This is a genomic window from Chryseobacterium sp. PCH239 (assembly GCF_018924625.1).
Lineage (GTDB): Bacteria > Bacteroidota > Bacteroidia > Flavobacteriales > Weeksellaceae > Chryseobacterium > Chryseobacterium cucumeris.
The window spans coordinates 3,456,287-3,470,909 of the sequence record NZ_CP073027.1; the positions used below are offsets into that span (position 1 = coordinate 3,456,287).

Consider the following 14,623-nt stretch of genomic DNA (forward strand, 5'->3'; position numbering starts at 1 on the left):
TACATTATTGAAAAAAATTATTCAAAACATAGTGAATAGGATTTTAATAAAAAAAACATTGCTTTGATTGTAAGCTATTTAGAAATTTATATGTATATTTGCACCTCGAAATAACTAAAAATTTATAAACAATGTTTGCAATTGTAGAAATAGCAGGGCTTCAATACAAAGTTGAGCAAGACCAGAAGTTGTTTGTAAACCGTTTAAAAGGAGATAAAGGAGGAAAAGTTTCTTTCGATAAAGTTCTTCTTACTGTAAACGGTGCAATCACTGTAGGCGCCCCAGCTGTAAACGGAATCACTGTAGAAGCAGAGATCCTTGACCACGTTAAAGCTGATAAAGTAATCGTTTTCAAAAAGAAAAGAAGAAAAGGTTACAAAGTGAAAAACGGTCACAGACAATCTTTAACTCAAATCGTAATCACTGGTATTACAGGTTTTGAGGGTGGAGCTAAAAAAGCTGCTGCTAAAAAAGAAACTGTGAAAGGTGAAGTTCTTTCTGACAACGCAACTGTTAACTTTGGTGAAGATCACGAATTGAACTATCACTTAAAGAAAAACAACTTGTCTCAGTCTAAAGAGAACAGAGAAACTTTAATTACTTTAGGTAAAGCAGTTAAAGTTGAATTAGAAAAGAATATTCTTACTCATGAAGAAGTAGATGCTGCTATCATTAAGAATATCGATCAATTTAAAGCACTTAATAAATAATCCAGTAATAAAATGGCACACAAGAAAGGAGTCGGTAGTTCCAAGAACGGTAGAGAGTCTCACTCTAAAAGATTAGGTGTGAAGATTTTCGGAGGACAAGAAGCTATTGCCGGAAATATTATTGTTAGACAAAGAGGTACTCAGCACCACCCAGGTGATAACGTGGGAATCGGTAAAGATCACACTTTGTTTGCATTAGTAGATGGTAAAGTAGTTTTCAGAAAGAAAGCAAACAACAGATCTTTTGTATCTGTAGAGCCAAACGCATAATTTAAGCGTTTTATAAAAATTAAAACCTCAGTTTTTACTGAGGTTTTTTTATTGGCCTTTTTGATGTATTCATTTATTCGTGAAATATTTTATATTTGTTAACTGTTCAGATTTGAATCAGTTGCGATAGCCGAAAAGTAAAAGAGTAGGCCAATATTAAAACAAGATATCTATGAAAAATGTAAAAAAATTAACCAGAAAAAAATTAAAGGAAGTAACCGGAGGTGTAGCAGGAGAATGTCCTTCCATGTTTCAGTCTTGTGAAGAATGGTGCCGATGGACTCCATGGCAGAAATCACACTGCATGCTTTCTCAGCCATGTACAGAATGTTTTGAGTAGTAGCAGAAATTATAACCCCTAATCTTTTTTAAGACAATAATTAGAGCTGAACCTTTAATAATATTCATCTTTTTAAAAGTAAAAAGCATTACATAGTATCTCTACATTGTGAGATATTGATATGTTTTTCCGTAACCCAATAAAAAATTAATGCGGAAGCCGAAAAGCAAAGAGAGTAGGCAGCAAATAAAACTAAACAATCATGAAAAATTTAAGAAAATTAACCAAGAAGAATCTGAAAGAAATCAACGGAGGAGCGGGTACAGTATGGTGTCCGCCAAAGCCAATTACTTCATGTAGTACATGGTGCGGACTGACAAAGGAACAGAAAATGCGTTGCCTTCTTGATGTAGAAGAACCTTGCGAATGTTTTTAATTAAAGCTTTACAAAAAAGTTCGGCGGCTTCAAAGAAGCCGCCGAACGTGTTTTATATTATAATCTGTTTAAAATCCTACCTGGAACCCTGCTTTAACCCCGAATTTAGAAATATCAGGTCTGTCAAGATAATTTCCTCTCCAGTTGAAGTCTACTCTGAAGATTCTAAGATTTCCAATTCCTATATTTTCAATCCCGAATCCATATTCATAATAGATATGTTCGCTTGGTGCAGAATATTTAAAACCTTCTACATTGATCGCTTTGGAGGCATCACTTAATGTACCATAGGCTCCTCTGATAAATGCAACTTCTCTAAGTTTCAGTTTTTTAATCAAAGGAATGTATGAAAGGATCTTACCGTTAAAATGATGCTCTAATTGAAGAGTTGTATACGCATCCGTCACAAACTCATAATAGTTAAGCTGAGAGAAAGTATTCGGAACCAGACCATAGGAAAGGTTTGCCGGAATAATATTCTGTAATGCCAAAGGAACTGTATTGAAGTTCTTTCCAGCTTCGAAATTAACCACCAGTTTTCCCATACTTCCAATTAAAAATGGCTTGTAGAGCATGAACTGGAGTTTGTCATAATTGAAATCAGCATTAAATAATCCTTCAATACCTCGTGTATATCTTAAAACGATAGTTGGAGCTAAGTTTCTGGCCTGGTAACGGTCAATACCGGTTTGTGAAAATTTTGCACCAGGTTTGGCAATTAAACTGATGGTAACATGAGAATCATTAACTGTTTGTCTTAACTGTCCATCTTTGTAATACATCAGATTGAATTTCTCAGGAATAGCAGACTTAATACTCTGCATCACTCCATCTACTCGGATCTGGAAGTTCTTCCATGGTTCAATAGCTGCAAAAACACTTGTTTTGTTTACTGAACTTAAAGAAATGTTTTCTCCTCTTGCAAAAAAGGTACTGGTAGATGAAGATTGCGGCGTAACACCATCCCCTGATGTAAGCTGTCCCCCAAGCTGAACAATATCTCTGCTGGTTCCTGCTCCAATCATAAAGCGGTTAAGCTTATTGAACATATATCTTGCTTCTACGCCATATTTAAACTGTTGATCTTTGAAACCATAAGCTGTATAAAACTGGGCTCTCCAGGTATCATTCAATCCGAAATAGGTTCTTGCTCCTAATCTTATTCTGTCCCCTTCTACTTCATTTCTTCCGTAAATTGAGAAAATAGGACCAATATCTATTCCTTTAAAGGCATTATAATAACGTGAACCGAGGGTTTCAAACAGTTTTACCATTCGGTTGAATTTCGGTGTCTGCTGAAGCTGGTCAAGCATGTTATAAACGCCCTGTTCTGCTTTAGATAAAGTGTCAGGTCTTGCTTTAGTCCAATATGCATCGTCTTTATTGGTGAACTTGTCTTCGTATTCTTCTTCGGTACGTTTGAATACTTTAGGATCAAGAGGCTTGTTGAACTGATAATCAGAATAATCTACCGATCTTTTGGCAATGATACTTTTTGCACCTTTCTTTTTTGAGAAAGGACTCATTTCAAATTCAGTGATCAGTTTTTTAGGAAGAAATGTAGCGTCATCAGGATTGTCGTATTCTACCTGAGTATACACACTGTTGACAAAGTTGACGTTGATCTTCTGTGTTGACTTTAATGTTGCTCCTAAAACAGCATAAGTATCGGTGTCAATATAAAGGTTTCCCTGGAATGCAAGAATGTCTTTTCTCTTAGGCTGATACCTTATCTGAAATGCTTTCTCACCACGAATCGTAATGGTATCCATAAGGCTATAATCGTAAGTACTGAAACCATCACTTCCGACAGGGCTCTGGAATCCGATATCGAAATAATTAAGAGTATTGTCGTAGATATTAATATCACGGTATAAGTTTTTAGCAGAAACCGTAATCACCTGGTTATCCTGAAAACCTGAAGTTTTCTGGGCTACTAATGTTCTTTTGCTGTTTTTTTCCGGTTTATTTTTACCATAATTTTCGTAAACGGCTTCGTTCAGAAAAATAGGAAGTCCAAGTCTCCCGCTTGCTGTGGAATCTGCATAATCGAAAATGAAATCCAGTTTATTGAAAATCTTTTTCTTCATGAAGGCACTATCAAGATTGTTTAGGTCAAACTGCGTTTTTTCATACTCTTTATAAGAATAGGTGTCGAATTTTTCCAGTCCGTTATTTCTTTTTTGTGCCCATACTTTCTGCATAATTGCATAAGCCGGATTTTCTTTCTTGCTTTTGTATTTTGTTTTTCCGCTTTGAAGAACAATTTCCTGAATGTCGCTTACTTTAGCCTGCGAAAGCTGTACGAAAATATTGTCAGCATTTTCGGGAGTGATATCAAGGGTTTCTGTAGTATAATTTTTTCTGGAAAATCTTAGCTGATGGATGATGCTATCAGACTGAATAATAAAACTGCCTGAAGTTGTAGTCAGGGCAGGTGTTTTACTGTCGTTGATAAAGATATCAACTTTATTGAGTTCTTTACTGCTCTTTTCGTCAACCACCTTGCCGCTCGCTTTGTTTTGAGCGCATACGGAACCGGCGAGAATCAGAAAGAAAAATAAAAGATAGTGTTTTTGGGAGTTATTGTTTAACATCATTCGTTTCTTCAGGCAATTATCATAAACAAAAAGCATGCAGTTTATTTAAAAAATAGGTAAAAAAATAAAATATTTTTATTCTATCCTATAAAACGACAAAAATAGCGAAAATAATATATGTATGGATTAAAAAATAATCGGGAAATTTTAATGCTTAAAATATAATAATCAGGAGATTAAAAGAAAGGTAACGTTCCTGTTTTTTAGAAATATTTTGCAGCCGTTATGAAGAATTTATATCATAAAAAAAGACTTACAGAAATGTAAGTCTTTTTTGCTCCTCCTGCTGGGCTCGAACCAGCGACCCTCTGATTAACAGTCAGATGCTCTAACCAACTGAGCTAAGGAGGAATGTCCTTTGTTTTAAGTGGTGCAAATATAATAGGAATATCCGTACCAAGCAAGTTTTTGTTCCTGAATATTGAATGAAAAAAGCTATTGGTTTATTTTTCAATAAATTAAATTTTAAATATTTTTCTGGGATGAGCAGGAGGTTATTCATGATTTTATAAATTCCAGCCGATAAGCTTTGGGACTTTTGCCCCGCTGCGTTTTAAAAAATTTATTAAGATGGCTCTCATCAGTGAATCCCAATTCGTCGGCAATCTCTGAAATTCTGTTGTTGCTGTGTTTTAAACGGTGCTCTATTAAGGTGGTTTTATAATTATTCAGATAAGACTGAAGGGTTTCACCGCTATGTTTTTTAAAGTATTTACCGAGATAATTTTCAGAAAACCCGAACTCTTTGCAGATAGTTTCAGTTCGTATTTTTTCAGGTTCGTAGATATTTGCCTGTATATAATTCAGAATACTAATAATTCTTGATTCTGAGGTTTCATCGATCTTCTGAGGAAGATATTTGGCAATATTGCGGGCAACAATAACAATGAGTGTATTAATGAGTTGTGCGGTTATATCGCTGTGATACAGGTCTTTATTGACGGCTTCTCTTATCAAAGCTTCTACGATTGGTCTTACAAGTGTTTTATCTGTCTGATTTTTTAGGATACATCCGGGTTTGTGGTTGGCATTTTCAAGAATAAATTCCAAACGCTTGATATTCTCTTTCGAAATTTTATCACTTTTTAAATAAATATTACTGAACCTCAGAAAGAAAAAACGGGTTTTAGTATCAATCCAAAACTGGCTGCAATCCTGTGGGGTCAGGAGAAACATGTGATTATCCGAATAGGAAAAGCTGTGCTTATTAATGCAATGCTGCCCTGTGCCTGATAAAATAAAGACAAGTTCAAAGAAGTTTTTTCTGCTCTCTTTATCAGGGAATGTTTCTAATGTTTCAAAATGAATGCTGTATGGCTCATATAATACGTCTCTGTTCATGAGGGTTGTTTTATATTGGCAAAATTATACAAAAATAGGGAGGTTTTGTACCGGTAATTTGCTAATTATCAGTATAATTTTGCCTTGTTCAAATATTGGAATTGTCTACCAGCATAAAAAAGTTATCCGCTAAAAGATCAAATTTCATTATTAAAAATTATAACATACTAATCATATATGCAGATGAAAACCAATAGATTTTTTTTGATTTCTTCAATTTCAGTACTATTTTTCTTCAACTCAGCTAAGGCTCAGCAGAAGGTCATTCAAACAGACTTTACTAAAGGAATTTGGGAACAGGTGGGAAAAGGATTACAGCGTAAATGGATATCCGGCTCAGAAAGTACTTTTGCCTTTTGGAAAATGGATAAAGATGCTCATGTAGCTCCCCATAGTCATCCGAACGAGCAGGTGACTTATATCAATAAGGGAAGTGTAAAAGTACTCATGAATGGGAAAGAACATATTATAAAGGCTGGTGGCGTGCTGGTGATTCCTGCAGGTATTACGCATGAGTTCTTCTGCCTTGAAGATGGAACCGAAGATCTGGACTTTTTTACTCCTTTGCGTAAAGACTGGATAGATGGATCTGCATCTTATCTTTCAGCACATGGGAAAAACCTTGAAGTCGTAGCGCAGTTTACTGATTCCAGACCAGGAAATGTAGCCGTGAGTCATAACGGAAGGGTATTTGCGACGATGCATCCTTTATCCGATCCCAAACAGCAATTGGTGGAAATCCGCAATGGGAAAGCAGTACCTTTTCCGTCTACGGATTTACAGAAAAACGGACAGCCGGCTGATAGTCATAAATTTGATACTCCGCTGGGAGTCACTATAGATAAAGGAAATCGGCTTTGGATGATTGATATGGGGCTTGAGCTTGGGAAAACCCGTCTTTGGTGCTTCGACCTGAAAAAAAATAAAGTCGCTGAAAAGATAGAATTACCAGCTGATATTGCACCGAAAGGCAGTTTTATTCAGGATGTTGCCATTGATGAAAAAAATGGCTGGGCTTACCTTGCTGATATTGCCAATCCGGGAATTATTGCATTGAATCTTAAAACAAAAAAAGCAAGGAGGTTTGGTGGTCATCATGCTTTACAGTCGGAAGATGTTGATATGATTATTGATGGAAAGGTCATTGATTTTGGAGGCAAACCGTCCCGTGTAGGCATTAATCCTATTACCCTGTCAGATGACAGGGAAACATTATTCTTTGGTTCTATGAATGGAACATCATGGTATGAAGTTCCTGCCCAACTTTTTAGAGAAAATAAAGATGACCATGCAATAGGAAAATCCATTAAGAAACTGGGAGAAAAACCTGTGAGTGATGGTGTGGCTACAGATCAACAAGGGAATCATTACATTACTGATCTTGGAGGTCATGGTATCAGTAAGCTGGATAAAAATGGAAATCTTACGGAATTCATTAAAGATTCAAAATTACAGTGGCCTGATAATATTGCAGTTTCTGATGATGGCTACCTGTATATTTCAGTCAACCAACTTCATACAACAACAGCGTTTTCTGGTCAACCGGATGCCGGAAAACCTCCGTATTTTATATACAGGGTTAAATTATAAGCCAAAATTTTTAAATATAAATCACATAAAATATAAAACAATGAACAAAACGTTTAAATCTGTGGCAGTACTGAAGTCTAAACCGGAGAAAATAGATCATTTGAGAAATGCTTTACTACAACTGATAGAACCAAGCCGTAAGGAAATCGGCTGTATGTATTATATTCTTTTTGAGGATAAAAAATCTGCCGGAACTTTCTATATGTGGGAAGCGTTTGAAGACGAAAAGGCTTTTGAATTTCATACCCAAACTGAACATTTCAAGAACTTTGCAGGTCAGATGGATGAATTGATGAGTGAGCCTATACAGCTTGTTGAGCTGGAAAGAATTTCAGAGGAATAAAACTCTTGTTATCATAAAAGTTAAGATCATACCAACGAAAAAGACCTGCACTTTTGCAGGTCTTTTTTATTTTATAGTTCCGGAGTTTTATTTTTTTAAATCTTTAAGGATTTCCTGAACAGCTCTTTCCAGTTGTGGGTCCTTGTTCTGAAGACGGTCCATAAAGGTGTTTTTTACATAAATATCAGGTTTTACACCTGTCTTTTCCAGGTTCTGTCCGTCTAATGTGTAAGTTCCCCATGAAGGAAGTCTGTAAGAAGATCCGTCTACCAACCCTTTTGCTGAAGTGAAAATAATCCATCGATAAGTATCCTGACCGATAATTTTACCCAGCTTTAGCGCTTTGAACCCGGCTGCTGTCATTTCGGCATCACTTAATGAAGCTTCATTAATCAAAAGAACAATAGGCTTTCCGGAAGGAGCGAAGTTCGGTTGTGTTGTTATTTTTCCTTCACGATATTTCCATTGCAGATAAGGTCTCTGAGAAAGGAAATTCAATACTTTGTCATGAACATTTCCGCCGGTGTTGTAGCGTAAATCGAGAATAACAGCATCTTTTCTGTTTTCCTGTTCTACCATGTCCAGAAGAAAATGATCCAGCTCATCAGTAGACATGTTTTTCATGCAGGAGTAGGCAATACGGTTGTTGCTAAGCTTATCTACACGCTGATGATTATTGTAGATCCAATCGTCGTAAAGCAAGCCTTTTAATTCTCCATTAGAAATCGGATGTACTTTGGTAGTTACCGTTTTACCATCACGATTAAAGGTAAGAACCAGCTCATCCTGTTTTTTAGGGCTTGTGAAATACGTTTCTATATTTTCGTTAAGATCAATCTTTTTCCCGTTTACAGAAGTCAGTTGGTCTCCAGGTTTGATATCAACGCCGGAACGGTAAGCAGGGGATTTTCTCAGAATGCTTTCTACCGTGTAGGGCTGGTCTTTTTTGAAGATAATTCCTGTTTCGTTCGTAAAATAGTTCAGGAACATGGTTTCTTCCTTTCCGGTAGAAGAAAATCCGGTGTGTGAAGAATTAAGCTCTCCTAAAAGATCATTCAATAATATTCTGAGGTCATTCCTGTTATGAACATACGGAAGATACTTGGCATATTGCTCCTTTTTAGCTTTCCAGTCGATACCATGGAACTTTTCATCGTAGAAATTTTCTTCCACACCTGTCCATGCTTCAGCGTACATCTGGGTAAATTCTGATGCCAGATCTTTATCAAAACTGTATTGGATGTTGATCTTTTCAGGCTTTAATGCCGCTACAGTTGTTTTGTAAATATTACCTTCTATCAGGGCAAACAGGTTTTTATCATTTTTGGTTAGATAATAAGCCGCTTTATCGAAAACTTTTTCAGATTTGGCAGGCTCAAAATCTGTGAATACCTTTTTAAACAGCTGTCTTTTTCCATTGTCCTGATTAGAATTGAAAAGAAGAATTTCTTTTTTATCATCAGCGAAAACAGCTGGATCATCCTGGTATCCATATCGGTCGGTAACCAGTTCAATTCTGTCAAGAGTGTCATCAGGATTAACCTTCAATTCCTTGATTACCGGCTCTTTTTCTTCCTTTTTATCCTTGTCTTCCTCTTTCTTATCCTTCTTGTCTTTTTCTTTATCTGAAGATTTTTCCTCCTTCTTTTCTTCAGTGAAGAGATTGTCGAATTTTTCAGACTTAAATGGCTCGTCAAACCAATCCAAAGCCATACGGTAAATGTTGGATTTCTGCATGCCTAAAGGATAAGACGGATTGGTCCTGTCGCTGGCGAAATAAATATATTTTCCGTTTGGAGACCACACAGGATCTTCTTCAGAAACGCCGGTATTGGTAAGGTTTAAAGTCTGTCCTTTTTTGATGTGATAGATGAAAATATCGAGCTCGAAGTTTCTTTTTGCCGAGAATAATACATATTCGTTATTAGGGGAGAAAGAAGGCCTTGAGTTTTGGAATGCCCAAATCTCGTCTTTTACAATAGTTGTAGATGTAAAACTTTTTAAATCCAATAATCGTACTTCATCTCTTCCGCTTAAATAAACAGCTTTTGAAAGATCACTATTGAGTGTGATGCTGCGGTTATTTCTTGAATCTTCCGTTAATTGCTTCGGCTTGCCTTTTCCATCGGCCGGAATAGTAAACCAGTTCTGATAGCCGTTATAAGTCTGGTTGTAAAGAAGAGTACGGTTATCTTTCAGCCATTTCACTTCCATGGCGCATTCTTTTCCATCAGAGACCTGCTGGGCAAATTTTCCTTCAATATCAGAAACGAATATGATTCCACGGCTTATGAATGCCATTTTTTTTCCGTCCGGAGATACGTCATAATAGGAAATATTATTTTCCACATTGAAATTCTGAGCTTTTTCCAGGGTTTTGTTGGTATTCAGGCTGATGTTGAGAGGAGTTGTGTTTTTTGAGGCGACATCATAAGTATAAAGCTGGTAATCCTTTTCAAAAATAACTTTGGAACCATCTGCTGAAACAAATGGTTTTTTAATGGAAGTTTCAAATTTCGTTAAGGCAGTCTTTTTACCATTTTCGATTTTATAAAGATTATATTCTCCATTATTTTCATCAGAAATAAAATAGATAATACCATTTTTATCTACACTTGGGTTGAAGTCTTTTCCTTCATAGTTGGTGTACTGTTTGAAAGAATTGTTTTTTGGGTTGTATCCAAGAATATCAGGATTATTTTCTCCTTTATAACGCTTACGCTGTACCTGATGGGCACTTTCTGAAGAACTTGTGAAAAGATATTCTCCTGAAGAAGTTTCTACAAGACCATTGGTATTATTAAAATAATTGTTGAAAAGCTTTTGTGGGGTTTTCCCCTCAATTGTAGTTTTAAAGCTGCCGAAATTATTATTTCTGTTGGAAGTAAAATAAATCGTTTTGCTGTCCCACGCCCAGCTTTCCATTTCATCCCTTCCGGTATGGAAGGTTAATTGCTTGATAGTTCCTCCTCCTGCAGGCATTACATACACATCATAATTTCCATATTGATTAGAACTGAATGCAAGCCATTTTCCATCCGGGGAAAGACGGGGATTAATTTCTTCTCCGTCCAGAGCGGTAATTCTTGAAGCGTTTCCTCCATTAGAGTCTGCTTTCCAGATATCGCCGTCATATGCAAAATAAGCTGTTTTTCCATCCGGACTTAATGAGGGACCTGATAAAAAATAAGACTTTTCCTGTGCCGAAATCCCTGCAATAGAAAATGCTGTTAATAACGAAATAATAGTTTTCTTCATGGTAGAATGGGGTATTTATGCAATACGATATATTGATTTTATTATTCTTTGTTGTTGCAGAGAAATACTCATCTGAAGAAAATTTTCTCAGTTTGAATAACTCTTCCAATAATAGTCGAATTATTACGGAAATAGTTACATGAAACACCTGGAAAACTGAATAATATCGTTGAAACAGAAAGTAAGTTGCACATGGTTATTGTATAGTGCAGTTGTACAATTCGTCAGATTAAGCCACAAAAAAAGACTCACATTTCTGTAAGTCTTTCTGCTCCTCCTGCTGGGCTCGAACCAGCGACCCTCTGATTAACAGTCAGATGCTCTAACCAACTGAGCTAAGGAGGAATGTCCTTTGTTTTAAGTGGTGCAAATATAGGACGAATATTTATACCCTACAAATATTTTTAAGAAAAATTTTAAAAAAATTATAATTTACCCATAAATACTTTGAAGATGTCACTTCCAAAGATCAGTAACATCAATCCTAACAGGAAGATAACTCCAATCATCTGTGCGTTTTCCAAAACTTTCTGCGGAACAGGTTTTCCTACAATAATTTCATATAAAGTAAATAAAACGTGTCCACCATCAAGTCCCGGAATCGGAATAAGGTTCAGGAATGCCAGCCATACGGAGAACATTGCTGTAAAGCTCCAGAAAGCCACCCAGTTGATTTTAACGCTTCCATCCGCATCCTTATCTACAGGCATATTCTTTACAATAGCAATAGGCCCTCCAACGTTTTTATACCCCTGAACTTTAGAATTGAACATGATTTTGAACTGCTTAACCTGAGTCGTTAATGCTTCAATAGTTCTTGTGAATCCTCTTGGAATAGCTTCTCCGAAAGAATACTTTTTATTCGTTACAATATCTTTTGCTATGCTTTTGGTATCAATGGCGATCCCCAGTTTTCCGTTTTTGTCCACAGAAACTGCCGGTAATGTCTGTACAGCTCCGTTTCTTTCAACATCCACAGAAACTGTTTTTCCTTTATTTTCACTTAAAAGAGTGCTTACTTCATCAAAGAATGCCGCTTTCTTTCCGTTGATTCCTACAATTTTATCACCTTTTGCCAGTCCGGATGACTGGGAAGAAGGAGTTGCCAATGAGTCAATAACCATAGATACCCTTGGAGAGATGTATAATTTTGCTTCTTTCTGCTTAAGAACATCTGCAACACCGTCTGCATTGACAGGGAAAGTAACTTCCTGTCCGTTTCTGTTTACGGTAACATGATCTCCCAAAAGGATATTGATGGAAGTATTTTCAAGTCTTTCTGCCGGTTTTCCGTCTACACTAATGATTTTGTCACCATTTTGGAAACCCATTTTCTTTCCTGCAGAAGTGGCTTCAATACCATTTTTAAATTTTGTAATATCTGTATAAGTTTCTCCGTTGAAGAATGATAAACAGCTGTAGATTAACCACGCAAGAAAAAAGTTAACGGTAACTCCTCCCAGCATAATGATAAGTCTCTGCCAGGCCGGTTTTGATCTGAACTCCCAAGGTTCTGCCGGTTTTTTCATCTGGGCAGTATCCATACTTTCGTCCACCATTCCTGCAATCTTCACGTATCCTCCAAAAGGAAGCCAGCCGATTCCGTATTTTGTTTGTTCAGGATGTTTTCTCCAGTCGTTGTCCGGAAGTTTTGATATATCGATAGGAACTTCTTCCTTCTTTCCGTTCACTTCTATTACTTCAGAATCCGGTAAGTTTTTTGATAAAAATTTATACTGCCATTTTCCGTTGATTTTCTTCATGGAGAATATGGAGAAGTAAGGATCAAAAAACAGGAAAAACTTCTCTGCTCTGGTCTTGAACCATATTGCCGGTAAAAAATGCCCAAGCTCATGAAGAAGCACAAGTATAGAGATGCTCAGAATGAACTGAAAAAGTTTGATTGCTATTTCCATTAATAAATTTTAGATTTTAATTTGCAAAGGTAACAATTATCAAAACTATGCCAAATAAAAAAGCTCCCCGAAACGAGAAGCTTTGTCATATTTAAAGACGATTTGATTATAAATTGAAAGAAACGCCAAGACTGCCATTGTTGCCTACTTCTGCAAAAACCCCAATTTTCTCTGTGAAGAAATAACGGGCTCCGATGTGAGCGCCTACTCCAAAGTCTCTTCCAAGCACTCCAAGGTCTACTCCAGGGTAAATATCCCATTTTGAAGGCAGGTTCAAGGCTTCCTGTAAATGAAAGTTCAGTCTTCCGAAAACAAAAACACGATTATCCTTATCATTGTCTTTGTAATTGTCAAAATACCCATTGATCCCGGCACCCACTGAAATAAGTTTGTTGAGTCCATAGTCGTAAGTTCCCGTAATTCCGGTTCCATATCCCCAGGCGCTCAGCCCCAGTTGTATTTTCTGATCTCCCTTTCCTGTCCAGGTCTGAGCATTAGCCATAGCACCAAAAAAGAAGATCGCCACCATAAAAAACAATTTCTTCATAAATTTTTAATTTTAAGGATAATAATAAAAAATATTTCTATCAAAAATGAAACCGAAAGAATAGCAATAATATAAAAATGGTTGACTTTAATAAATTATTAAGAAATAAATTCTATTTTAAATACTAAAGCATTCTTCAACCATTTAATTCTACTTTCGTAAAGTTAAAAGATGTATTTTTATACTTCATATATGAAATAATTTAAAAGAATAAAAGATGAAAGTTGTAGGACTTAATTTAGATATCATATGGAAAAAAAAAACTGAGAATTTTGCGCGTATAGAAAGCGAATTGCTCAATGTGGAGGCAGATCTGTTTCTGCTTCCTGAAATGTTTTCAACAGGTTTCTGTATGGATGCTTCTGAAGTTTCGGACAGAAATAATGAATCACTGGAGTTTTTAAAAAAAATCTCAAAAGAGAAAAATGCTGCATTTTGCGGAAGTGCTTCGGTAGAACAGGACGGCAATTTTTACAATAGAATGTTCTTTGTAAAGCCGGATGGCGAAATCTCTTATTATAATAAGAGGCATTTGTTTTCTTTTTCCGGAGAAGATAAAGTATACACGCCAGGAAAGGAAAGAGTAATTGTTGAATATAAAGGAATACGTTTCCTGCTTCAGGTGTGTTATGATCTACGTTTTCCTGTCTTTGCAAGGAATAACGATGATTATGATGCCATATTATATGTTGCCAACTGGCCCGAGAAAAGGGTAGGAGCATGGGAACATCTGTTGAAAGCCAGAGCTATTGAAAACTTATCTTTTGTATTTGGTTTAAACAGAATCGGGACCGATGGAAATGATCTGTTGTATCAGGAAAGCTCTTACTGCTTCTTTGGAGATGGAAAAGAAATTTCTCAGAAACAGGGAAATCTTGTATCTGCAGAATTATATATGGAAGAATTGAACGATTTTAGAAAGCATTTCCAGTTTTTAAATGACCGGGATAGTTTCTCCATTCAACTATAAAAAATAATAAAGGCTGAAATTCATGTGAACTTCAGCCTTTATTATTTTTTTGTTTTTTATTTAAACATATTGTTGCAGAAGGTTCGTTAATGTGTTCACATCATGAACACCGCTTTCCTTCCATAGCATTTCTCCTTTTTTGAAAATGGCCAGTGTAGGGACTCCACGTACGCCATACTGAGCTGCCAGTGCAGGATATTGATCTACATCTACTTTTATAATTCTTGCTCCTTCGCCAATATTTTCTTTTACTGTATTTAATACCGAAGACTGTACTTTACAAGGCTGACACCATGTTGCGAAAAAATCGATAAGTACGGGTCTTTCGGAATCTATGATTTCCTGAAATTTTTGTGACATAG

General features: G+C 36.2%; 13 protein-coding genes and 2 tRNA genes. 7 read left to right on the top strand and 8 right to left on the bottom strand.

What is annotated here, in order from left to right; all coding sequences use genetic code 11:
• The first annotated feature begins 131 nt into the window (after positions 1–131).
• The 4 genes from rplU (at position 132) to KBP46_RS16030 (ending at position 1,696) form a co-directional block, all read left to right on the top strand.
• Entirely contained in the window at positions 132–710 is a 579-nt protein-coding gene (rplU, locus tag KBP46_RS16015) for a 50S ribosomal protein L21 (protein WP_076597840.1), read from the top strand.
• A 12-nt stretch (positions 711–722) separates the two neighbouring features.
• Positions 723–980 (top strand): 50S ribosomal protein L27, encoded by a 258-nt coding sequence (rpmA, locus tag KBP46_RS16020; RefSeq protein WP_002984034.1) that lies wholly within the window; start codon positions 723–725, stop codon positions 978–980.
• Between the two features lie 172 nt (positions 981–1,152).
• A complete protein-coding gene (locus tag KBP46_RS16025; protein ID WP_183037456.1) occupies positions 1,153–1,320 on the top strand; it encodes a hypothetical protein in 168 nt (55 codons plus the stop codon).
• Between the two features lie 202 nt (positions 1,321–1,522).
• Positions 1,523–1,696 carry a hypothetical protein gene (locus KBP46_RS16030; protein ID WP_157885793.1) on the top strand — a complete coding sequence of 58 codons (174 nt, stop codon included), beginning with the start codon at positions 1,523–1,525 and terminating at the stop codon, positions 1,694–1,696.
• A 68-nt stretch (positions 1,697–1,764) separates the two neighbouring features.
• Here KBP46_RS16030 and KBP46_RS16035 read toward each other — a convergent pair whose 3' ends face one another.
• The 3 genes from KBP46_RS16035 to KBP46_RS16045 form a co-directional block, all read right to left on the bottom strand.
• On the bottom strand, positions 1,765–4,296 hold the full coding sequence (locus KBP46_RS16035; protein ID WP_228432146.1) for a DUF5686 family protein: 2,532 nt from the start codon (positions 4,294–4,296) through the stop codon (positions 1,765–1,767).
• A 277-nt stretch (positions 4,297–4,573) separates the two neighbouring features.
• Positions 4,574–4,647 (bottom strand) — tRNA-Asn (locus KBP46_RS16040).
• A gap of 147 nt (positions 4,648–4,794) precedes the next feature.
• Positions 4,795–5,637 carry an AraC family transcriptional regulator gene (locus KBP46_RS16045; protein WP_062676093.1) on the bottom strand — a complete coding sequence of 281 codons (843 nt, stop codon included), beginning with the start codon at positions 5,635–5,637 and terminating at the stop codon, positions 4,795–4,797.
• A 183-nt stretch (positions 5,638–5,820) separates the two neighbouring features.
• Here KBP46_RS16045 and KBP46_RS16050 point away from each other — a divergent pair, with 183 nt between their 5' ends.
• Both KBP46_RS16050 and KBP46_RS16055 read left to right on the top strand, forming a co-directional pair.
• On the top strand, positions 5,821–7,227 hold the full coding sequence (locus KBP46_RS16050) for an L-dopachrome tautomerase-related protein (RefSeq protein ID WP_216443672.1): 1,407 nt from the start codon (positions 5,821–5,823) through the stop codon (positions 7,225–7,227).
• A gap of 40 nt (positions 7,228–7,267) precedes the next feature.
• Positions 7,268–7,570, top strand: a complete 303-nt coding sequence (locus KBP46_RS16055; RefSeq protein ID WP_120233332.1) for a putative quinol monooxygenase — start codon at positions 7,268–7,270, stop codon at positions 7,568–7,570.
• A gap of 87 nt (positions 7,571–7,657) precedes the next feature.
• Here KBP46_RS16055 and KBP46_RS16060 read toward each other — a convergent pair whose 3' ends face one another.
• The 4 genes from KBP46_RS16060 to KBP46_RS16075 form a co-directional block, all read right to left on the bottom strand.
• The gene (locus KBP46_RS16060) at positions 7,658–10,828 is read right to left on the bottom strand and encodes a S41 family peptidase (protein WP_216443673.1); all 3,171 of its coding nucleotides are present in this window, start codon (positions 10,826–10,828) and stop codon (positions 7,658–7,660) included.
• Positions 10,829–11,099: 271 nt separating this feature from the next.
• Positions 11,100–11,173: transfer RNA gene (locus tag KBP46_RS16065), tRNA-Asn, on the bottom strand.
• Between the two features lie 80 nt (positions 11,174–11,253).
• Positions 11,254–12,744 (bottom strand): RIP metalloprotease RseP, encoded by a 1,491-nt coding sequence (gene rseP, locus KBP46_RS16070; protein WP_216443674.1) that lies wholly within the window; start codon positions 12,742–12,744, stop codon positions 11,254–11,256.
• A gap of 106 nt (positions 12,745–12,850) precedes the next feature.
• Positions 12,851–13,291, bottom strand: coding sequence for a DUF6646 family protein (locus tag KBP46_RS16075; RefSeq protein ID WP_216443675.1), 441 nt, complete (start codon positions 13,289–13,291; stop codon positions 12,851–12,853).
• Positions 13,292–13,508: 217 nt separating this feature from the next.
• On the opposite strand from KBP46_RS16075, the gene KBP46_RS16080 reads away from it, so the two are divergent.
• The gene (locus KBP46_RS16080) at positions 13,509–14,261 is read left to right on the top strand and encodes a nitrilase-related carbon-nitrogen hydrolase (protein ID WP_216443676.1); all 753 of its coding nucleotides are present in this window, start codon (positions 13,509–13,511) and stop codon (positions 14,259–14,261) included.
• A 60-nt stretch (positions 14,262–14,321) separates the two neighbouring features.
• On the opposite strand, the gene KBP46_RS16085 is transcribed toward KBP46_RS16080, so the two are convergent.
• On the bottom strand, positions 14,322–14,621 hold the full coding sequence (locus KBP46_RS16085) for a co-chaperone YbbN (protein WP_047424552.1): 300 nt from the start codon (positions 14,619–14,621) through the stop codon (positions 14,322–14,324).
• Between the last annotated feature and the right edge of the window lie 2 nt (positions 14,622–14,623).

Bases quoted from the DNA above. Each gene is read 5' to 3' on its own strand.
- rplU (WP_076597840.1), top strand. From the start codon at position 132: ATGTTTGCAATTGTAGAAATAGCAGGGCTTCAATACAAAGTTGAGCAA.
- KBP46_RS16030 (WP_157885793.1), top strand. From the start codon at position 1,523: ATGAAAAATTTAAGAAAATTAACCAAGAAGAATCTGAAAGAAATCAAC.
- rpmA (WP_002984034.1), top strand. From the start codon at position 723: ATGGCACACAAGAAAGGAGTCGGTAGTTCCAAGAACGGTAGAGAGTCT.
- KBP46_RS16075 (WP_216443675.1), bottom strand. From the start codon at position 13,291: ATGAAGAAATTGTTTTTTATGGTGGCGATCTTCTTTTTTGGTGCTATG.
- KBP46_RS16085 (WP_047424552.1), bottom strand. From the start codon at position 14,621: ATGTCACAAAAATTTCAGGAAATCATAGATTCCGAAAGACCCGTACTT.
- KBP46_RS16080 (WP_216443676.1), top strand. From the start codon at position 13,509: ATGAAAGTTGTAGGACTTAATTTAGATATCATATGGAAAAAAAAAACT.
- KBP46_RS16035 (WP_228432146.1), bottom strand. From the start codon at position 4,296: ATGATGTTAAACAATAACTCCCAAAAACACTATCTTTTATTTTTCTTT.
- KBP46_RS16050 (WP_216443672.1), top strand. From the start codon at position 5,821: ATGAAAACCAATAGATTTTTTTTGATTTCTTCAATTTCAGTACTATTT.
- KBP46_RS16025 (WP_183037456.1), top strand. From the start codon at position 1,153: ATGAAAAATGTAAAAAAATTAACCAGAAAAAAATTAAAGGAAGTAACC.
- rseP (WP_216443674.1), bottom strand. From the start codon at position 12,744: ATGGAAATAGCAATCAAACTTTTTCAGTTCATTCTGAGCATCTCTATA.
- KBP46_RS16045 (WP_062676093.1), bottom strand. From the start codon at position 5,637: ATGAACAGAGACGTATTATATGAGCCATACAGCATTCATTTTGAAACA.
- KBP46_RS16055 (WP_120233332.1), top strand. From the start codon at position 7,268: ATGAACAAAACGTTTAAATCTGTGGCAGTACTGAAGTCTAAACCGGAG.
- KBP46_RS16060 (WP_216443673.1), bottom strand. From the start codon at position 10,828: ATGAAGAAAACTATTATTTCGTTATTAACAGCATTTTCTATTGCAGGG.